The organism is Streptomyces sp. Edi4 (assembly GCF_040253615.1).
Classification (GTDB): domain Bacteria; phylum Actinomycetota; class Actinomycetes; order Streptomycetales; family Streptomycetaceae; genus Streptomyces.
Genome location: NZ_JBEJGY010000004.1, coordinates 1,797,541 through 1,816,225 on the forward strand (window position 1 = coordinate 1,797,541; position 18,685 = coordinate 1,816,225).

The 18,685-nt window shown below is 72.2% G+C and carries 18 protein-coding genes; 12 read left to right on the forward strand and 6 right to left on the reverse strand.

Translation table 11 applies throughout. The features are described 5' to 3' along the window. Positions 1-105 precede the first annotated feature (105 nt). From ectA to ABR738_RS10235, 5 genes are all read left to right on the forward strand, one after another. Positions 106-627, forward strand: coding sequence for a diaminobutyrate acetyltransferase (ectA, locus tag ABR738_RS10215; RefSeq protein WP_350229652.1), 522 nt, complete (start codon positions 106-108; stop codon positions 625-627). Continuing rightward, complete coding sequence (gene ectB / locus ABR738_RS10220) at positions 624-1,892, forward strand: diaminobutyrate--2-oxoglutarate transaminase (RefSeq protein WP_350229653.1); 1,269 nt, start codon at positions 624-626, stop codon at positions 1,890-1,892. The genes ectA and ectB overlap by 4 nt, the downstream gene beginning before the upstream one ends. A gap of 114 nt (positions 1,893-2,006) precedes the next feature. Then, entirely contained in the window at positions 2,007-2,411 is a 405-nt protein-coding gene (locus ABR738_RS10225) for an ectoine synthase (RefSeq protein ID WP_350229654.1), read from the forward strand. A 2-nt stretch (positions 2,412-2,413) separates the two neighbouring features. Then, entirely contained in the window at positions 2,414-3,274 is an 861-nt protein-coding gene (gene thpD, locus ABR738_RS10230; protein WP_350229655.1) for an ectoine hydroxylase, read from the forward strand. Between the two features lie 95 nt (positions 3,275-3,369). Next, on the forward strand, positions 3,370-4,038 hold the full coding sequence (locus ABR738_RS10235) for a hypothetical protein (protein WP_350229656.1): 669 nt from the start codon (positions 3,370-3,372) through the stop codon (positions 4,036-4,038). Here ABR738_RS10235 and ABR738_RS10240 read toward each other — a convergent pair. The 4 genes from ABR738_RS10240 to ABR738_RS10255 form a co-directional block, all read right to left on the reverse strand. Next, positions 4,013-4,714: a hypothetical protein gene (locus ABR738_RS10240; protein ID WP_350234512.1), complete on the reverse strand. Its 702-nt coding sequence runs from the start codon at positions 4,712-4,714 to the stop codon at positions 4,013-4,015. The genes ABR738_RS10235 and ABR738_RS10240 overlap by 26 nt on opposite strands. 104 nt (positions 4,715-4,818) lie before the next feature. Continuing rightward, positions 4,819-5,868, reverse strand: a complete 1,050-nt coding sequence (locus tag ABR738_RS10245; RefSeq protein ID WP_350229657.1) for an aminotransferase class V-fold PLP-dependent enzyme — start codon at positions 5,866-5,868, stop codon at positions 4,819-4,821. A gap of 90 nt (positions 5,869-5,958) precedes the next feature. Next, entirely contained in the window at positions 5,959-6,669 is a 711-nt protein-coding gene (locus ABR738_RS10250; RefSeq protein ID WP_350229658.1) for a DsbA family oxidoreductase, read from the reverse strand. A 79-nt stretch (positions 6,670-6,748) separates the two neighbouring features. Next, a complete protein-coding gene (locus ABR738_RS10255) occupies positions 6,749-7,711 on the reverse strand; it encodes a GlxA family transcriptional regulator (protein WP_350229659.1) in 963 nt (320 codons plus the stop codon). Between the two features lie 71 nt (positions 7,712-7,782). On the opposite strand from ABR738_RS10255, the gene ABR738_RS10260 reads away from it, so the two are divergent. After that, a complete protein-coding gene (locus ABR738_RS10260) occupies positions 7,783-9,165 on the forward strand; it encodes an MFS transporter (protein WP_350229660.1) in 1,383 nt (460 codons plus the stop codon). A 147-nt stretch (positions 9,166-9,312) separates the two neighbouring features. Here ABR738_RS10260 and ABR738_RS10265 read toward each other — a convergent pair whose 3' ends face one another. Further along, entirely contained in the window at positions 9,313-10,842 is a 1,530-nt protein-coding gene (locus tag ABR738_RS10265) for an aldehyde dehydrogenase (NADP(+)) (protein ID WP_350229661.1), read from the reverse strand. A 163-nt stretch (positions 10,843-11,005) separates the two neighbouring features. Between ABR738_RS10265 and ABR738_RS10270 the strand changes: the two genes are divergently transcribed. The 5 genes from ABR738_RS10270 to ABR738_RS10290 all read left to right on the forward strand — a co-directional run bounded on the left by ABR738_RS10270 (position 11,006) and on the right by ABR738_RS10290 (position 16,448). Next, entirely contained in the window at positions 11,006-11,776 is a 771-nt protein-coding gene (locus tag ABR738_RS10270) for an IclR family transcriptional regulator (RefSeq protein ID WP_350229662.1), read from the forward strand. Between the two features lie 230 nt (positions 11,777-12,006). Then, positions 12,007-13,050, forward strand: a complete 1,044-nt coding sequence (locus ABR738_RS10275; RefSeq protein ID WP_350229663.1) for a hypothetical protein — start codon at positions 12,007-12,009, stop codon at positions 13,048-13,050. Beyond that, a complete protein-coding gene (locus ABR738_RS10280; protein WP_350229664.1) occupies positions 13,047-14,270 on the forward strand; it encodes a sensor histidine kinase in 1,224 nt (407 codons plus the stop codon). Before ABR738_RS10275 ends, ABR738_RS10280 begins: the two co-directional genes overlap by 4 nt. Continuing rightward, positions 14,267-14,923: a response regulator transcription factor gene (locus tag ABR738_RS10285; RefSeq protein WP_350229665.1), complete on the forward strand. Its 657-nt coding sequence runs from the start codon at positions 14,267-14,269 to the stop codon at positions 14,921-14,923. The genes ABR738_RS10280 and ABR738_RS10285 overlap by 4 nt, the downstream gene beginning before the upstream one ends. 64 nt (positions 14,924-14,987) lie before the next feature. Further along, positions 14,988-16,448, forward strand: a complete 1,461-nt coding sequence (locus ABR738_RS10290) for a peptidoglycan D,D-transpeptidase FtsI family protein (protein ID WP_350229666.1) — start codon at positions 14,988-14,990, stop codon at positions 16,446-16,448. A 56-nt stretch (positions 16,449-16,504) separates the two neighbouring features. Here the strand turns inward: ABR738_RS10290 and ABR738_RS10295 are convergent, their stop codons facing one another. Next, positions 16,505-17,293: an HAD family acid phosphatase gene (locus tag ABR738_RS10295; RefSeq protein ID WP_350229667.1), complete on the reverse strand. Its 789-nt coding sequence runs from the start codon at positions 17,291-17,293 to the stop codon at positions 16,505-16,507. Between the two features lie 558 nt (positions 17,294-17,851). On the opposite strand from ABR738_RS10295, the gene ABR738_RS10300 reads away from it, so the two are divergent. Beyond that, positions 17,852-18,679: an NAD-dependent epimerase/dehydratase family protein gene (locus ABR738_RS10300; protein ID WP_350229668.1), complete on the forward strand. Its 828-nt coding sequence runs from the start codon at positions 17,852-17,854 to the stop codon at positions 18,677-18,679. Positions 18,680-18,685 lie beyond the last annotated feature (6 nt).

The window sequence follows — 18,685 nt, forward strand, 5'->3', positions numbered from 1 at the left end:
GACAAACCGGCTCGCGCGCATGCTCGCGTGATAACACGGATGCCGCCGATGCACACCCCCTCACGGGAATGCGATTTCAATTTCCGGTCGGTAAATTCCCTCGGCATGACCGCCGCGCAAACAGCAGTCCGAATCGAAAGCCCACGAGTGGAGGACGGAGCCGCGATCTGGCGTATTGCCCGTGACTCCGAGGTGCTTGACCTCAACTCCTCGTACAGCTATCTGCTCTGGTGCCGCGACTTCGCCCGGACCTCCGTGGTCGCCCGTGGCGAGGCCGGTGAGCCGATCGCGTTCATCACCGGCTACGTACGGCCCGAGCGGCCGGACACCCTGGTGGTCTGGCAGGTCGCCGTCGACCACGCCCACCGGGGCCAGGGGCTCGCCGGGCTGCTGCTCGAAGCGCTCACCGCGAAGGTCACCGGCTCGCACGGGATCACCCGCGTGGAGACCACGGTGTCGCCGGACAACACCCCCTCCGACCGGCTGTTCACTTCGTACGCCACACGCCGCGGCGCCCTGCTGAGCCGTGAAGTCCTCTTCGACGCCGGGCTGTTCCCGGACGACGGGCACCAGCCCGAAATCCTCTACCGCATCGGCCCCCTCCACCCCCAGGGAGAAACGCTGTGACCATCACCCCGCCCGCCCTCAGTGTCTTCGAGTCGCTCGAATCGGAGGTACGCAGCTACTGCCGCGGCTGGCCCGCCGTGTTCGACCGCGCGCAGGGCGCCCGCCTCACCGACGAGGACGGCCACAGCTACCTGGACTTCTTCGCCGGCGCCGGCTCACTCAACTACGGGCACAACAACCCCGTGATGAAACGCGCGTTGCTCGACTACATCGAACGCGACGGCATCACGCACGGCCTCGACATGGCGACGACCGCGAAACGGGCGTTCCTGGAGACCTTCCAGAATGTCATCCTGCGGCCGCGCGACCTGCCCTACAAGGTGATGTTCCCCGGCCCGACCGGCACCAACGCCGTCGAGGCGGCCCTGAAGCTGGCCCGCAAGGTCAAGGGACGCGAGTCGATCGTGTCCTTCACCAACGCCTTCCACGGCATGTCGCTCGGCTCGCTCGCGGTCACCGGCAACGCCTTCAAGCGGGCCGGCGCCGGCATCCCGCTGGTGCACGGCACCCCGATGCCGTTCGACAACTACCTCGACGGCCGCGTCCCGGACTTCCTGTGGTTCGAGCGCCTGCTGGAGGACCAGGGCTCGGGCCTCAACAAGCCGGCCGCCGTGATCGTGGAGACCGTGCAGGGCGAGGGCGGCATCAACGTGGCCCGGCCCGAGTGGCTGCGCGCCCTGGCCGATCTGTGCCGACGCCGCGACATGCTGCTCATCGTCGACGACATCCAGATGGGCTGCGGCCGCACCGGCGCCTTCTTCTCCTTCGAGGAGGCGGGCATCGTGCCGGACATCGTCACCGTCTCCAAGTCGATCAGCGGCTACGGACTCCCGCTCTCGCTCTGCCTGTTCAAGGGCGAGCTGGACGTGTGGGAGCCCGGCGAGCACAACGGCACCTTCCGCGGCAACAACCCGGCGTTCGTCACCGCGACCGCCGCCCTTGAGGCGTACTGGGCCGACGGCCAGATGGAGAAGCACACCCTGGCGCGCGGCGAGCAGGTCGAGCAGGCGCTGCTCGCGCTGTGCACCGAGCACAGCCGCCTCGGCGTGACCTACCGGGGCCGCGGTCTGGTCTGGGGCCTGGAGTTCGCCGACCCGGCCCGTGCCTCCGAGGTCTGCGCCCGCGCCTTCGAGCTGGGGCTTCTCCTGGAGACCTCCGGCCCCCAGAGCGAGGTGGTCAAGCTGCTTCCGCCGCTGACCATCACGCCCGACGAACTGGACGAGGGCCTGCGCACGCTGGCCCGCGCGGTCGCCGCGACCATCTGACCCGGCCAGGCCCGGCGCGCCCGGGCCGCACGCACAGCCGTACAGAGTCGCACACAGCCGTACAGATACGTACGAAGCCGCACGAAGACGTACAGAGAAAGGCAGCAACTCACTGTGATTGTCCGCTCGTTCAAGGACATCGAGAACACCGACCGCCACGTCAAGGCCGCCTCAGGGACCTGGGAGAGCAAGCGGATCGTCCTCGCCAAGGAGAAGGTCGGCTTCTCCCTGCACGAGACCGTGCTCTACGCCGGAACCGAGACCTCCATGTGGTACGCCAACCACATCGAGGCGGTCCTGTGCACCGAGGGCGAGGCCGAGCTCACCAACGAGGAGACCGGCGAGACCCACTGGATCGCGCCGGGCACGATGTATCTCCTGGACGGCCACGAGCGCCACACCCTGCGCCCCAAGACCGACTTCCGCTGCGTCTGCGTCTTCAACCCGCCCGTCACCGGACGGGAGGACCACGACGAGAACGGCGTCTACCCGCTGCTGACCGAACCCGAGGAGGGCTGACCATGACCGCCCAGGATCTCTACCCCACGCGTGGCGCCGCCGAGGTGGTCACACCCCGCCAGGACCCGGTCGTCTGGGGACCGTCCGCCGGGCTCGAATCCTTCGAGCGGGACGGCTTCCTGTCGATCCAGGATCTGCTCACCGACGACGAGGTGGCGGTCTACCGCGCCGAACTCGATCGATTGATCGCCGATCCGGCCATACGCGCCGATGAGCGATCGATCATCGAACCGCAGTCGCAGTCCGTGCGTTCGGTCTTCGAGGTGCACCGGCTCAGTGAGCTGTTCGCCCGCCTGGTCGCCGACGAGCGCGTGGTGGGCACGGCCCGTCGCATCCTCGGCTCGGACGTGTACGTCCACCAGTCGCGGATCAACGTCAAGCCGGGCTTCGGCGCGTCGGGCTTCTACTGGCACTCCGACTTCGAGACCTGGCACGCCGAGGACGGTCTGCCGAACATGCGCACGGTCTCGGTCTCGATCGCGCTGACCGAGAACCACGACACCAACGGCGGCCTGATGATCATGCCCGGCTCGCACCGGGACTTCCTCGGCTGCGCGGGCGCCACACCGAAGGACAACTACAAGAAGTCCCTTCAGATGCAGGACGCGGGGACGCCGTCCGACGAAGCGCTCACCAAGATGGCCGACCGCCACGGCATCAAGCTGTTCACCGGCCGGGCGGGCTCGGCGACCTGGTTCGACTGCAACGCGATGCACGGCTCGGGGGACAACATCACCCCGTATCCGCGCAGCAACGTCTTCATCGTCTTCAACAGCGTGGAGAACGCGGCGGTGGAGCCGTTCGCGGCGCCGATCCGGCGCCCGGAGTTCATCGGAGCGCGGGACTTCACACCGGTGAAGTGAACGACCTCAAGGCCGGGGGTCCGGGGCTGTCCCCGGACCCCGGGCCTGGGGGCCGTTCCGCTGCCCTCGGCGAAGATCGTTGGTACGGTCGCCCCATGTCCATGGTCGATGAACCTTCCCGAACGCCCGTGACCGCCGCCGACGTCGAGCACGCGGTACGTCTTTCGGTCACCGCGCTGCGCGCCGGGCTCCAGGCGGACTGGAGCGCGAAGGCGGGCACGCTGGAGTGGGACTGCTGGGAGACCGTCGAGCACCTGTCGGACGACCTCTTCGCCTACGCCGCGCAACTGGGCCCCGCCCAGCCCCCACTGGACGGCGACGTGCCGTTCCTGTGGGAGGCCAGGCGCCCCGGCGGCCCCCGCAACTCCGTGCACGCGGACCGCGCGGCGGGCCCGGCCGGGCTCCTTCAGACCCTGGAGGCGTGCGGCGCGCTGCTCACCGCCATGGTGCGCACCACATCGCCCGACGTACGCGCCCACCACTGCTTCGGCGTCTCGGACCCCGAGGGCTTCGGCGCGATGGGCATCGTGGAGACGCTGCTGCACACGCATGACGTGGCGCGGGGACTCGGCCTCGCCTGGACGCCACCCGCCGGCCTGTGCGACCGGGCGCTGGCCCGCCTCTTCCGCGACGTGCCCGCCGACCCGGACCGCTGGCGGGTGCTGCTGTGGGCGACGGGCCGCGCGGACCTGCCCGAACGCCCCCGCCCCACCACCTGGCGCTGGTACGCCGAACCCCTCACCCCCGGCACAGCCACACCCTGAGCCTCCCCGTCGCCGCGAAGCCCACGCGCCTCGCCGAGGCCAGGTCCTCGCCGCTCTCGTAGCCGACGACCGCGCGGCCGGGCCAGCGGCGGGCGACCGTGGCCAGGCAGCCGGCCCAGGCCGCGTCCTGGTCGCCGTCGACGGCGTAGAGGTTGGAGATGCCCACGACGTCCGTGCCGGCGTTGGCCACGGCTCCCGCCGTCACCCGCCCGTGCTCGTCGCGGTCCATCAGGAAGGCGTGGCAGGGCACGCCGAGCAGTCCCGGCGGGAAGAGACCCGCGCTCCGCCCCGCCGACCAGGCTCGCTCCCATTGCGCCAACTCGTCTTCTTCCGCGACGAGTTGCCAGCCCTCACCAGCGGCATCGGGCGCCGCCCGGTGGATCCACCGGGCCTCGAAGAGGACGTCGAACCCCTCGCCCCTCAGGTCGAGCGCCGCGAAGCTGTCCTTGACGGTGGCGCCGGGCGTCGTGAGGTCGATGCGCCCCACGATGTCCCGGGGCGAGGCGTCGGGGGTGAGCGTCACCGCGTCGGGATAGTAGAGCGGCGTACGGCGTGGGCTGGTCCAGGCCCGTGGCCCGGTTTGCCCCGTGATGCCGTGCGCGCGGCAGAGCGCGGCGCACCACGCGGCGTTGTCACGGACGGCTTGGCGCGTGGGCTCAGTGTGCTCGGGATCCATGGTCACGGCCCGATCCTGACGGCCAGACGGGGCCGTGACCAGCGATTTTCCGTGCCGGGCGGGCCGGGGCGGGAGACCGGGTGAGCCGGGTGCTTCGGGGTGGGTCAGCGGGTGGGCAGGAGGTCCAGGAGGCGGTCCACATCCTTCGCCGAGTTGTAGAAGTGGAAGGCCGCGCGCAGGTTGCCCGCGCGGTTGGAGAGTTCGACGTCGCGGCCGCTCAACTCGGCCTGGAGGTGGCCCAGTTCGGGCACCGCGACGATCGCCGAGCCGGGCGCGGCGATCGGCTCGTGGCCGAGTGGGGCGAGCCCGGCGCGGAAGCGGTCGGCGAGCGCGGTGTTGTGCGCGTGGACGCGTTCGACGCCGAGTTCCTCCAGGAGGGCCAGGGAGTGGCGGGCCCCGGTGTAGGAGAACAGCGCGGGGCTCTCGTCGAACCGCCGCGCGGAGCGGGCCAGTTCGCGCACCGGGCCGTAGCAGCTGTCCCAGGGGTGTTCGCCGGCCACCCAGCCGGCGAACACCGGGGTCAGCCCGCCGAGGTCGTCGGGGACGGTGAGGAAGGCGACCCCGCGCGGGCCGGCCAGCCACTTGAAGCCGACGGTGACCGTGTAGTCGTACGCGCCGGCGTCCACCGGGTACCAGCCCGCGCCCTGCGACACGTCGACGAGGGTCCGCGCGCCGTGCGCGAGGGCGGCGGCACGGATCGCCGCGAGGTCGGCGACGCGGCCGTCGGCGGACTGGACGGCGCTGACCGCCACCAGCGCGGTGCCCGGCCGCACCTCCGCTGCGAGGTCGTCCAGCGCGGCGGTGCGCACCTTGAGGTCGCCGCGCACATGGAACGGGTTCACCACCGAGCTGAAGTCGCCCCGCGCCACCAGGACTTCGGACCCCTCGGGCAGGGAGGCGGCGACGAGGCCGACGTAGACGGCGACCGACGCGCCGGCCGCGACGCGCCGCACGGGCACCTTGACCAGCCGGGCGTAGGCGGCGCGCGCGGCCTCCACGTCGCCGAACATGTCGGTCGGGCGCCCGGCGGCCGACGCCGCCACGGCCTCCCCCATGGCGGCCACGGCCCGGGCGGGCAGCAGTCCGGTGCTCGCGGTGTTGAGGTAGGTGGTCAGCGGGGCGAACGCGTCGGGCGCGAGGGAGTCCAGTTCCATGGGTTCCAGCCTGAATCCCCGGCAACCCCACGTCAATTGGACAAATTTGACGGGTATCCCCAAGCAACCCTTATGCGCCGGGCGGCCGCCTCAGCGCGGCACCTCGCACCCGTCCGGCCCACAGGCCTCCCCGTCGTCACCGCCGAGCGTCTTCAGGGCCGGGGTGCGCGCCTGCCAGGCCTGATCGAGGGCCCGGGTGAAGACCTCGGCGGGCTGGCCGCCGGAGATCCCGTACGCGCGGTCGAGCACGAAGAAGGGGACGGCGTCGGCGCCGAGCGCGGCCGCCTCGCGCTCGTCCTCGCGCACCTCGCCGGCGTACGCGTTCTCGTCCGCGAGGACCGCCCTGACCTCGCCCTCCTCCAGACCCGCCCGCACCGCGATGTCGACCAGGACCTCGGCGTCGAAGACGGAGCGCTCCTCGGCGAAGTTGGTCCGGTAGGCGAGGTCGAGCAGCTCGCTCTGGCGCCCGCGCGCCTTGGCCAGGTGCAGCAGCCGGTGGATGTCGAAGGTGTTGCCGTGGTCCCGGCCGTCGGCCAGATAGCCAAGTCCCTCGGCATGCGCGTTGGCGGCGACGTTCGCCTCCATCGCGCGGGCCTCCTCGATGGTCCGGCCGTACTTCTCGGCCAGCATCGGGATCACCGGCCCGACATCCCCCTTGGACCGGCCGGGGTCGAGCTCGAAGGAGCGGTGGACGACCTCGACGTCGCTCCGGTGGGCGAACGCCGCAAGCCCCTGCTCGAAACGGGCCTTGCCGATGTAGCACCACGGGCAGGCGATGTCGCTCCAGATCTCGACGCGCATGTCACTTCTCTCAGATGGTTGAACACCGTACGGTCCCCCCAACGCGCCGGGCACCCGTCCCATTCCCCCAGCCCGGCGGTCAGGCCGGTGTGGGTGTGAGGCGGGTGAAGGTGGAACGGTAGGCGGTGGGGGGCAGGCCGGTGCGGCGGGTCATGTGGGCCCGCAGGGAGTCCGCGCTGCCCAGGCCGCTGGACTGGGCGATCTGGTCCATCGTGAGCGTGGTGGTCTCCAGGAGTTCCTTGGCCCGCTCGACTCGCTGGTGCAGGAGCCACTGGAGCGGGCTCATGCCGCTCTCGGCGTGGAAGCGGCGGGTCAGGGTGCGCACGCTGACCCCGGCGTGCCGGGCCAGGTCGGTCAAGGTCAGCGGCTTGTCGAGGTTGCGCATGACCCAGCCCCGGGTGTCCGCGCAGGCCACCCCCCGTTCGGCGGGCAGCGGGGTGTGGGTGAACTGGGTCTGTCCGCCGGGACGCACCGGGGCCACCAGCGCCCGGCGGGCCACCGTGTTGGCGACGGCCGCGCCGTAGTCGGTGCGGATCATGTGCAGGCACAGGTCGATCCCCGCGGCGTACCCGGAGGAGGTCATGACGTTGCCGTCCTGCACGTACAGGACGTCGCCCTTGAGGTCGAGCGCCGGATAGCGCCTGCGCAGCTCCTCGGCCAGCTCCCAGTACGTGGTGGCGCTGCGCCCGTCGAGGAGTCCCGCCTCGGCAAGGACGAAGGCGCCGCTGCAAATGGACGCGACGCGCACACCACGGGCCGCCGCGGTCACGACGGCGGCCACCGTGCGCGGGTCCGGCTCGTAGCGTTGTCCCGTCCCGGCGACCAGCACCGTGTCGGCGCCCTCGACCGCGTCCAGACCTCGGTTCACGTACAGGTCGAGGCCGCCGGTGGTGGCGATCGGGCCCGGGTCGGGCGTGCACACGACCACCTCGTAGCCGGGTGCGCCACCGATCTCCACCTTGGCGAACAGCAGCTCGGGAATGGCGAGGTTGAACATCGAGACGGGCGAGGGCGCGACGACGGCGACCCGGTGCGGTGGCATGGCCAGAACCTCCGGATGTATGGCAATCGGGCCACTACTGTACGCGGACGGGCCTGGCCAAGCTGGGGGGCATGCCAACGAACGACACGCTCCAAGCCGCCCGCGTCGACCACGAGTTGGCGGGCGGGCCGCCGCGCGGGCCCTCCCCCGCCCTCACGCTCGTCGCCGCTCTGCTCGGTTTCGCCCTGATCACCCTGGACGCCTCCGTGGTGAACGTCGCCCTGCCCGCGATCGGCGGCGACCTCGGCGGCGGCATGTCCGGACTGCAATGGGTGGTGGACGCCTACACTCTGGCCTTCGCCGCGCTGATGCTCTCGACCGGGGCGTTCGCCGACCGGGTCGGTTCGGCCCGGGCGTACGCGCTCGGCACCGTCGTCTTCATACTCGCCTCGGCCGCCTGCGGGGTGGCTCCGGGGCTCGGCGTGCTGATCGGCGCCCGGGTGGTGCAAGGCGTGGCGGCCGCGGTGGTGCTGCCCGCCTCGCTCGCCCTGGTGCGCCAGGCCCACCCGGACCCGGCGCGCAGGGCCCGTGCGGTGGCGCTCTGGGCGGCGGGCGGCTCCGTCGCGGTGGCGCTCGGCCCGGTCGCGGGCGGCGCGCTGACCACGCTGTGGGACTGGCGCGGGATCTTCTTCGTCAATCTGCCGCTCGGTCTCGCGGCCCTCGCCCTGACCGCCCGCGCCCCGCGCGCCGGGCGCCGTCCCGCCCCGCTCGACCTGCCGGGGCAGCTGACGGCCGCCGTCGCGCTGGCCGCGCTCGCCTTCGCGGTGATCGAGCAGGGTGCGGTACGGATCGGGGCGGGGGCGCTCGCGGTGGTGGCTGGGGCCGCGTTCTGGCTGATCGAGCGGCGCGTCGCGCATCCGGTGGTGCCGCTCGGTCTCTTCCGCGACCGGACCGTGACCGTCGCCATGGGCGCGGGCGCGGCGGCCAGTGCGGCCTTCTACGGCGTGATCTTCGTCTTCAGCCTCTACTTCCAGCGGGTGCGGGGGGAGTCCGCGCTGACGGCGGGTCTCATGTTCCTGCCGATGACCGCGCTGATCCCGGTCATGAACATGCTTTCCGGCAGGCTGTCCATGCGGTTCGGGCCGCGCGTACCGATGCTGGCCGGTCAACTCCTCGCCCTGGTGGGCCTGTTGCTGCTCCTGATCGCCGACGAGCAGGCGCCGGCGCCGTTGGTCGCGTTCTTGCTGGTCCCCCTCGCGCTGGGCTGCGGCCTCTCGGTGCCCGCGCTGACCGCCGCGATGATGGAGGCGTTGCCGCAGGAGCGGGCGGGGCTCGCGGCGGGGGTGCTCAACGCCGGCCGGCAGGTGGCGGGGGCGCTCAGCATCGCGGTGTTCGGGTCCCTGGTGGACGGTGACGCGGGCTTCGTGCCGGGGATGCGGATGGGCCTGGTGGTGGCGGCGGGGCTGGTGGCCGGGGCGGCGTTCAGTACGCGGTGGCTGCGCGGACGGCGGTGACCGGGGCCACCGCCGTCGCTTCCCGGGGCTCCGCCCCCCAGCCCCGCCAAGGGGCGCGGGGACCCGCGCGACCAGCCACGTACGGCCCGCGCCCGGCAACCCGGGCCCCACGCCCGGCTCGCCCGCACCCCGCACGAGCCGCCCGGCTCAGGCCGCGGGGCCGGTGACGCGGCGGGGCAGGGACAGCGGGTTGTCGTCGCGCAGGGCCGCCGGCAGCAGGGCCTGGGGCGTGCTCTGGTAGGCGACCGGCCGCTGCCACCGCTCCACAGCGGTGGCACCCACCGAGGTGGAGGTGGAGGTCGCGGCCGGATACGGCCCCCCGTGGTGCTGCGCGGGCGCGACCGCGACCCCGGTGGGCCAGCCGTCGACCAGGACACGGCCCGCCAACTGGGTCAATTCCGCCAGGAGTTGGGGCCCGGCCCCCACGCCGGCCGCCTCGGCCGAGGAGAGTTGCAGGGTCGCCGTGAGGTTGCCCGGCAGCCGCGAGAGCACCGCCGAGATCTCCGACTCGTCCGCGTACCGGGCCACCACCGTGACCGGACCGAAGCACTCCTCCAGGAGCAGATCGTGCTCGCCCTCCTCGGTGAGCCGCGCGGCCTCGACGGTCAAGAAGCCGCCACTCACCGTGTGTTCACCACCCGCGCCGGGCGTGAGGGGCGCCTCGACGCCCGGCAGGGCGGCCCGCTCTGCGACCCCCGCGACGAAGGCGTCGCGCATGCGGTGGTCGAGCATGACCCCGGCGTCGGTGTCGCTGACGGCGGCGGTGAGCGCCTTGATCAGCGCGTCGCCCGCCGCGCCCCGGGGCGCGAGCACGAACCCGGGCTTGGTGCAGAACTGGCCGACCCTCAGGGTCATCGAGGAGCCGAGCCCGGTCCCGATCGCCTCGCCCCGCTCCTCGGCGGCGGCCGCCGTCACCACGACCGGGTTGAGGGAGCCGAGTTCACCGTGGAAGGGGATCGGCACGGGGCGCGCGGCCGCCGCGTCGAACAGGGCCCGCCCGCCGCGCACCGAGCCGGTGAACCCGGCGGCCGCGACCAGCGGATGGCGTACGAGCTCGACGCCCGCGGTGAAGCCGTGCACCAGGGAGACGACGTCCTGCGGCAGCCCCACCCGCGCGGCCGCGCGCCGCAGCAGCGAGACGCAGAGTTCGGAGGTGGCCGGGTGGTCGGGGTGCGCCTTGACGACGACGGGGCAGCCGGCCGCGAGCGCGCTCGCCGTGTCACCGCCCGGCACGGAGAAGGCGAGCGGGAAGTTGGAGGCCGAGTAGACGGCGACGACCCCGAGCGGGACCTTGATCCGCCTGAGGTCCGGCCACGGCGGGGTCCGGGACGGGTCGGCGTGGTCGATCCGTATGTCGAGGAAGGAGCCCTCCTCGACGACCTCGGCGAACGCCCTCAACTGGGCGGTGGTGCGCGCCAGTTCGCCGGTGAGACGGGTGGGACCGAGCGCCGTCTCGGCGTCGGCCGCCTCCACCACGTGCTCCGCCGAGGCGTCCAGGAGGTCCGCCGCGGTGCGCAGGAACACCGCGCGTACGCTCAGATCGGCCAGCGCCGCGCGCGTGGCCGCAGCGGCCCTGACCGCGTGGTCGACCTCCTCGGCCGTCGCCTCGGCCGCGACCTCTTCACGCGGCTTCCCCGTACGGGGGTCGACACTCCAGACTGGTGCTGCTGTGCTCACCGCGTCGTCCTTCCACTGCCCGGTCCGCTACCGCCACCCATCGGGGTGCGTTCGGTATTCTGAACACAGTTCCCGATGCTGAATGGCGCCAATATGCTGGGACTCTATTAACGGGCGTTCCGCCTTGGCAAGAAGCCTCGGCGAGAAGAAGCGGGGTGCTGGGATGTCGGCTGGCGATTCGGGTGGGGCACAGGTCAAGTCCGCTGTGCGGACGGTGGAGTTGCTCGAGTATTTCGCGGGACGGCCCGGCATGCACTCCCTCGCCGCCGTGCAGGAGGCGGTCGGCTACCCCAAGTCCAGTCTGTACATGTTGCTTCGCACTCTGGTGGAGCTCGGCTGGGTGGAGACCGACGCGACCGGCACCCGGTACGGGATCGGGGTGCGGGCCCTGCTGGTCGGCACCTCCTACATCGACGGCGACGAGGTGGTCGCGGCGGCCCGCCCCACGCTCGACCGGCTCTCGGACGACACCACCGAGACCATTCACCTCGCCCGGCTCGACGGGACGAACGTGGTCTACCTCGCCACCCGTCAGTCCCAGCACTACCTGCGGCCCTTCACCCGCGTCGGCCGCCGGCTGCCCGCCCACTCGACCGCGCTCGGCAAGGCGCTCCTCGCCACCCACAGCGACGAACAGGTGCGCAAGCTGCTGCCGGAGACGTTGCAGCAGCTCACGGAGCACACCATCACCGACCGAGAGAAGCTGATCGAGGAGCTGCGCCTGGTGCGGGAGCAGGGATACGCGGTGGACCGCGAGGAGAACACGCTGGGCCTGCGCTGTTTCGGCGTCGCGATCCCCTACCGCACCCCGGCCCGCGACGCGATCAGCTGCTCGGTCCCGGTGGCCCGTCTGACCCCGGGCCACGAACAGACCGTGAAGGACGCCCTGTTGGACGCCCAGAGCCGGCTGGCCCTGGCCACCCGCCGCCTCTGACCCCGTGCCCTTCAGGAGGGATCCGCGCCCGGCCGGGACCGCATGACCACTCGGCCCCGGAGCCACCGGGCCCCGCTGGCCCGGAGCCACCCGACCGCGCCGCCCCGGCTCCTCACGACCATCGCCGCCCCGGCCCGACCGAGCCACCCCCACCCCCTCCCCCACACGGCGGACCCGCCTCACCATCCAGCACGACGCCCCGCCCCCGGGGGCCAAGGAAGTGTGAGGACATGCCCCTCACGCCCCCCGCCGGGACCGCCGCCACCACCACCCGCGACACCCGCCGCCCCGCCGGGGCGACCACGCCGACCTCCACGCCCCGCAGGGCCCTGCGCGCGGTGGCCGTGATCGCCTGCCTGCCCTACCTCACCCTCAAAGTCCTCTGGGTCGCCGGCAGCCACCTGGGCATCCCCGACGGCAGCGGCCTGCTCGAGCACCGCCTGCGCACGGCCGCGGCCCACGGCGCGTCCGTCCTCATGGACGCCTGCGTGATCGTCCTCGCGCTGCTCCTGACCCGCCCCTGGGGGCTCCGCGTCAAGGCGTGGCTGCTCGCGGTGCCGATGTGGCTCGCCACCGGCCTGCTCGCGCCGGTGATGACCGGATATCCGCTCCAGCTGCTGGTCCGGGCGGTGCGCGGCGCCGGCGTCCGGCCGCCCGCCCACAGTGACCGGGCGGTCTTCCTGCATGAGTGGGTCTTCGCCGTCGTGTACACCGGCTTCATCGTCCAAGGCATCGCCCTGGGCGCGCTGTTCGTGCTGTACGCCCGCGACCGCTGGGCGCCGCTGTGGCGTGGCCCTCTCGGTGACCTGCCGGCCGGCGCCGTACCGCGCGTGTCGCGGGCCGCCGCCGTCGCGGTGGCGGCGCTGTCGCTGCTTGCCGCCGTGACGCACAGCCTGTGGGCGACGGGCTCGGTGGTGGGCCTCGCCCCGGCCATGGCCGAGGGGCGCGGCGCCGACGAGTACGTCCTTGAGGCCGTGTTCGCGGCGTTCACCCTGCCCGCGGCGGCCGGCGTCCTGATGATCGCCTTCGGGCTCGGGCGGTCGCTGCCGCTGCGTCTCCCGCTGGCCCTTGCGTGGCTCGGCTCGGGCGCCACCGCGTGCTGGGGCGGCTGGCTGTGGCTCTCGTCCGGCGTGTTCGGCGGACCGGCCGCGGACCGGCCCACCGCGTTGATGATCCTCACCTACGCTGTGCAGATGATCGCCGGCCTGACCGTCCTCGCCCTCGGCGCCCGCTTCCTCGCGGCGCGCTCCCGGCACGCGGGCGGCAGGCCGTGATACGCGCGCTGTTCGGTGTCCGGGCCCGCCACCGCTGGGTCCATCTGGTCATCGGCGGGGCCCTGTTGATGCCGTACTTCCTGGTCGGCATGATCATCGTCGGCGCGTGCAGGTCCAGTGGCGGCCCCGTCGACTCCCTCCCGCTGGCGCTGATCACGCTGGCCGTCGCGCTGCCCTTCCCGGCGATTTCGGCGCTGGTGCCGATCGCCCGGCCGCTGCTGGTGTTCGGCGTGCGGGCGCTGTGCGGGGTGGATCCGGCGGCGCTCGCCGACCGGCCCGCCCGCACCTGGGACGCCCGGCTGCGCGCCGCCGCCTGGTACACCCTGCACGTCGCCGTCGGCGGGATCCTGAGCGGGATGAGTCTCGCGCTGCCCCCGTTCACGGTGTTCTTGATCGTGCTGCCGCTCTTCCCGGGGCTGCGCCACACCGTGTACTCCGCCTCCGGCCCCCTCACCACCCCGTGGGGCATCGCGCTCGCCCCGTTCGCCGGGGTCGCGATGCTGCTCGCGCTCGCGGCGTGCTCGGCGGCCGCGGGGGCGCTCCTCGCCAGGCTCGCGCCCCTCCTGCTCGGCCCCACGCCCGCCGACAAGCTGGCCGCGGCCGAACTGCGCGCGGCGGAGCTGGCCGTACGCAACCGGCTCGCGCGCGAGCTGCACGACTCGGTGGGCCACGCCCTGAGCGCGGTGACCCTCCAGGCCGGCGCCGCCCGCCGCGTCCTGGACGCGGACCCGGGGTTCGTCCGGGAGGCACTGGGCGCGATCGAGGAGACCGCCCGGCGCACGGTGGACGAACTCGACGCCGTCCTTGGCCTGTTGCGCCAGGACGACGGCGACCTGACCACCCCCGGTCTCGGCGCCCTGGAGGACCTGCTGTCCCGCACCGGCATGGAGGTGACGTACTCCCTCGACGGCGACCCGGCCCGGGTGCCGGAGCTGGTCTCGCGGGAGACGTACCGGATCGTCCAGGAGGGCCTGAGCAACGCGTCGCGGCACGGAAGCGGTCCTGCCGTTACCCTGCGAGTCGCCATCGGTGGCGGGGAGTTGGAGATGGTGATGGAGAACCCCCTGGGCGCGGCGGCGCCGGTGGCGCGCCCCGGCGGCGGCCGCGGACTGCGCGGGACAGCCGAACGGGCCGCGCTGCTCGGCGGGAGCGCCGTCGCGGGCCCCGAGGGCGGTGTGTGGCGGCTCAGCGCCCGGCTGCCGCTGGGCGGCGCGCGATGAGCACCACGATCCGGGTGGTGCTCGCCGACGACGAGCGGATGGTGCGCACGGCGCTGCGGGTGATCCTCGACGCCGAACCGGGCATCGAGGTGGTGGGTGAGGCCTCCACCGGCGCCGAGGCGCTGCCCGTCGTCCGCGAGAGCCGTCCCGACGTGGTCCTGATGGACGTACGGATGCCGCAGATCGACGGCATCCGCGCCACCGAGCAGATCCTGGCGGCCATGACGGCCCCGCCGAAGATCCTGGTGGTGACGACCTTCGAGAACGACAGTTACGTCTATGACGCGCTACGCGTGGGCGCCGCCGGGTTCCTGCTCAAGCGGGCCGCCGCCGACGAGCTGGTCCAGGCGGTCCGGCTGGTCGCGCGCGGGGAGTCGCTGCTCTTCCCCGCCAAGCTGCGTGAGCTGGCCGCCCGGCACTCCCCCGCCGGCGCCCGCACCGCGTCCTGGGCGGCCCGGCTCACCGAGCGCGAGGCGGAGGTGCTGCGCCTGATGGCGACCGGTCTGACCAATGCCGAGATCGCCCAGCGGATGGGGATCGGCCCGGCCACGGTGAAGACGCATGTCGCCTCCGTCCTTGCCAAGACCGGCGTTCGCGACCGCACGCAGGCGGTGATCGCGGCGTACGAGTCGGGGTTCGTGCGGCCCCGATGAAGGTTTTCTGAGAAACCCCCGGCGCCGGAACTCCGCGTCCGGGCCCGTCCGTCTCACGTATGGGATGAACAAGACAATCAGGCGCGCCTCGGTCTTCTGTCTGCTGATGGTGCTCGCCCTCCTCGGACGAGCCACCTATGTGCAGTTCTACAAAGGCCAGGCCCTAGCGGACGACACACTGAACCGGCGGAACACCATCGCGCAGTACGCGCAGCCGCTCGGGGACATCATCGTGGCCGGATCCCCGGTCACCGGCTCGGAAAGGACCAACAGCGGCGACCTCGCCTACCAGCGCGCGTACAAGAACGGACCGATGTACGCGCCGGTCACCGGCTTCGCGTCGCAGGTGTACGGATCGACACAGCTGGAGGGGATCTACTCCAAGGTCCTCGACGGCAGCGACCCGCGCATGCAGAACCCCTTCGACGCGCTCACCCACCAGCGCGCGCCCGGCGGCGACGTGTTGACCACCATCGACCCGGGTGTGCAGAAGGCCGGGTACCAGGCGCTCGGGAACACGGAGGGCGCCGCCGTCGCGATGGACCCGAAGACCGGCCGTGTCCTTGGCATGGTCTCCACACCTTCCTACGATCCCGCCAGGATCGCGGGTTCCTCGTCGGCGGCCGCCGACGCCTGGAAGCAGCTGTCCGAGGACGAGAGCCAGCCGATGCTCAACCGGGCGCTGCGCCAGCCGCTGGCGCCGGGTTCCACGTTCAAGCTGGTGGTGGCCTCGGCCGCGCTGGAGAACGGTCTTTACTCCTCGATCGACGAGAACACCGCGAGCCCCAACCCGTACCGGATGCCGGGCACCACGACGGACCTGCGCAACGAGTCGGCGTCGGCGCCCTGCGAGAACGCCACGATCCGCAAGGCGCTCGAATACTCCTGCAACAACGTCTTCGGCAAGATGGCCGTCGACCTGGGCCAGGACAAGGTGCGGGCGATGGCGGAGAAGTTCGGGTTCAACGACACCGGACTCGACATTCCGGTACGCGCCTCGGCGAGCGTGTACCCGAAGAACATGAACCCGTCGTCCACGGCGCTTTCGGGCATCGGCCAGTTCGACGTGACGGCGACCCCGCTCCAGATGGCCATGGTCTCGGCCGCGATCGCCAACGACGGCGTGCTGTCCTCGCCGCACATGGTCTCCAAAGTGACCGACTCCAAGGGGAGCACGCTCCAGTCGTACCCGGATTCCGACGGCACAAGGATCCTGTCGTCCAGGACGGCGCAGGCGATGTACAGCGCGATGATCTCCGTGGTCACCGACGGCACGGCGTCCAACGCCAAGACGCCCGGCCTTGAGGTCGGCGCCAAGACGGGCACGGCCCAGCACGGAGTGAACAACTCCAAGAAGCCGTACGCCTGGTTCACCTCGTTCGCCAAGGACCCCGGGACCGGCAAGGAGGTCGCGGTCGCCGTGGTCATCCAGGACTCCGACGCCGAGCGCTCCGAGGTCAGCGGCAACGGGCTCGCGGGTCCGGTCGCCCAGGCGATGATGAAGGCCGCACTGGCCTCCCCGTGATCCACCGGGGCGCGCGTGGACGGCGCGCGCCCCGGGCCGTGCCGCTGCCCCGGGGGTTACGGCAGGAAGTACATCGGGTTGGGGAGCTTGTACGTCTTGTCCGCGTAGCCGCCCGAGAGGTCGGTGTACTGGTCGCCGAGGTTGGCGACGATGTTGTAGCCGAGCGACTCGATGTGCTTGCGGGTGCCCGCCTTGTAGTCGACCGTCGAGCAGGTCCAGGTGGTCTTGGCGCAGCTCAGGTACGCCGGCGGGTTGGCCTTGTCCTTGAGGAAGAAGTGCGTGGCGTCCACCGGCACCTGGTAGCCCGCCCGGGTCAGGTTGAGGGCGCTGGCGTCGCGCTGGGAGGCGTCGCGGCCGGTGAGGAAGAAGACCGTGACGCCGTTCTTGGCCGCGTAGTTGACCAGGTCCGGCATGCCGAACACGGCGATCGAGTGCGCGTTCTTCACATACGCGTCGAACGCGGCCGCGTTGTAGGCGAAGCCGTTCTTCTTCTCGTAGTCGTACGTCAGCAGCGTCGTGTCGTCGACGTCTAGCACGATGGCGGGCTTGCGGCCGTCGCGGCCGGGGTGCTCGGCGGCGTGCTTGATCTGGCGCTTGGCGCGCGCCTCGACGTCCGCGACCTGCTTGGCGTAGTTGCTCTTGGGCGAGGCCTGGTAGTTCCCGGATGCGTCGGGCGCCCCGCCGTAGTAGGCGTTGATCTTGTCTTCGACCTTGGTGATGTTCGGTATCTCCCGGTCCGACTTCGGCGTGGCGTTGTCGGCCGAGGCCGCGCCGACGCCGTAGAAGGCGGCGCCGGTGAGGGAGAGGGCAGCGGTGGCGGCTGCGGCTTTGGTGAGAATGCGCATGACCGCTTGTCTACGCGCATCACATGCGCCCCGCCAGGGGAAATGCCGAAAACGTTGCCTCACTGTGTCCTTGGCGGGGTTTCAAGCCGGGCGCGGCAAGAGTGGCTGGCGGCTCGCGCGGGCAACGGGTGCGACGGGTCGCCCACCTCGTCGCACCCGAAGGGGTCTCCCGGCGCCCAGGGACCGGGGGTGGCACGGCCTCAACTCCCCTTCGCGCCACAGCCGTCGGGGGCATCGGCCGCCTGGGGCAGGCCACGCCGGGCGGGCCCTTCTGTGACGGCCGGGCAGAACAGCCCGGAGGGACGGGCGAATTGGGCACTCCCGCGCGCCTCTTGACGCCGTTCGGCCGCGCTCCTTAGCGTGTCCACGCATGTGAATCATGTCCACGGATACACATGTCCACGGATACAGCAGACGCGCAGCACAGCGTCCTTCTGGCCCGCGTCCGGACCTCCCTGCCGTCCGGACCTCCCGGCCGCCCGCCGTCCGCCGTCCGCCGCCCGCCGCCCGCCGTCCGCCGCCCGTCGCCCGTCGCCCGTCGCCCCCGAGGAGCACCCGATGCCCGCACCCCGCACCGTCCTGCTCACCGGCGCAGCCGGCGGGCTCGGCACCCTGATGCGGGAACTGCTCCCGGCCCACGGCTACGCGTTGCGGCTCCTGGACATGGCGCCGGTCCCCGGCGAGCCGGACGCCATCACCGCCGACCTCGCCGACAAGGAGGCGCTGCGTGCGGCCGTCCGAGGGGTCGACGCGGTCCTCCATCTCGCGGGGATCTCCCTCGAATCCTCCTTCGACAAGATCCTGCGGGCCAACATCGAAGGCACGTACAACCTCTATGAGGCGGCGCGTGAGGAGGGTGTGCGGCGGATCGTGTTCGCCTCCTCCAACCACGCGGTCGGCTTCACGCCGCGTCCCCTGAGCGGCGCGGGCGGCGCGGACGGCCCGGCGCTGATCCCGGTCACCACCGCGCACCGGCCCGACACGTTCTACGGCCTGTCCAAGGCGTTCGGCGAGGACCTGGCGCAGTTCTACTGGGACAAGCACGGCCTGGAAACAGTCTCGGTCCGCATCGGCTCCTGCTTCGCCGAGCCGACCTCCGTACGGATGCTGTCGATCTGGCTCAGCCCCGGCGACGCGGCCCGCCTCTTCCACGCCGCGCTCGGCGCCGAAGGGGTCGGGCACAGCGTGGTGTACGGCTCGTCCGCCAACACCCGGCTGTGGTGGGACCTCTCCTCTGCCCGGGCCCTCGGGTACGAGCCCGAGGACGACTCCGAGCAGTACGCCGCCCGGCTCGTCGCCGAACAGGGCGAACTCGACCCGGACAGGCCCGAGCACGCGCTGCTGGGCGGCCCCTTCGTCACCGACCCGCCGATCTGGCCGCACTGAGCCCGC

Excerpts from the sequence above, each read along its gene's own strand:
- ectA (WP_350229652.1), top strand. The coding sequence starts at position 106 with ATGACCGCCGCGCAAACAGCAGTCCGAATCGAAAGCCCACGAGTGGAG.
- thpD (WP_350229655.1), top strand. The coding sequence starts at position 2,414 with ATGACCGCCCAGGATCTCTACCCCACGCGTGGCGCCGCCGAGGTGGTC.
- ABR738_RS10235 (WP_350229656.1), top strand. The coding sequence starts at position 3,370 with ATGTCCATGGTCGATGAACCTTCCCGAACGCCCGTGACCGCCGCCGAC.
- ABR738_RS10240 (WP_350234512.1), bottom strand. The coding sequence starts at position 4,714 with ATGGATCCCGAGCACACTGAGCCCACGCGCCAAGCCGTCCGTGACAAC.
- ABR738_RS10245 (WP_350229657.1), bottom strand. The coding sequence starts at position 5,868 with ATGGAACTGGACTCCCTCGCGCCCGACGCGTTCGCCCCGCTGACCACC.
- ABR738_RS10250 (WP_350229658.1), bottom strand. The coding sequence starts at position 6,669 with ATGCGCGTCGAGATCTGGAGCGACATCGCCTGCCCGTGGTGCTACATC.
- ABR738_RS10255 (WP_350229659.1), bottom strand. The coding sequence starts at position 7,711 with ATGCCACCGCACCGGGTCGCCGTCGTCGCGCCCTCGCCCGTCTCGATG.
- ABR738_RS10260 (WP_350229660.1), top strand. The coding sequence starts at position 7,783 with ATGCCAACGAACGACACGCTCCAAGCCGCCCGCGTCGACCACGAGTTG.
- ABR738_RS10270 (WP_350229662.1), top strand. The coding sequence starts at position 11,006 with ATGTCGGCTGGCGATTCGGGTGGGGCACAGGTCAAGTCCGCTGTGCGG.
- ABR738_RS10275 (WP_350229663.1), top strand. The coding sequence starts at position 12,007 with ATGCCCCTCACGCCCCCCGCCGGGACCGCCGCCACCACCACCCGCGAC.
- ABR738_RS10285 (WP_350229665.1), top strand. The coding sequence starts at position 14,267 with ATGAGCACCACGATCCGGGTGGTGCTCGCCGACGACGAGCGGATGGTG.
- ABR738_RS10290 (WP_350229666.1), top strand. The coding sequence starts at position 14,988 with ATGAACAAGACAATCAGGCGCGCCTCGGTCTTCTGTCTGCTGATGGTG.
- ABR738_RS10295 (WP_350229667.1), bottom strand. The coding sequence starts at position 17,293 with ATGCGCATTCTCACCAAAGCCGCAGCCGCCACCGCTGCCCTCTCCCTC.
- ABR738_RS10300 (WP_350229668.1), top strand. The coding sequence starts at position 17,852 with ATGCCCGCACCCCGCACCGTCCTGCTCACCGGCGCAGCCGGCGGGCTC.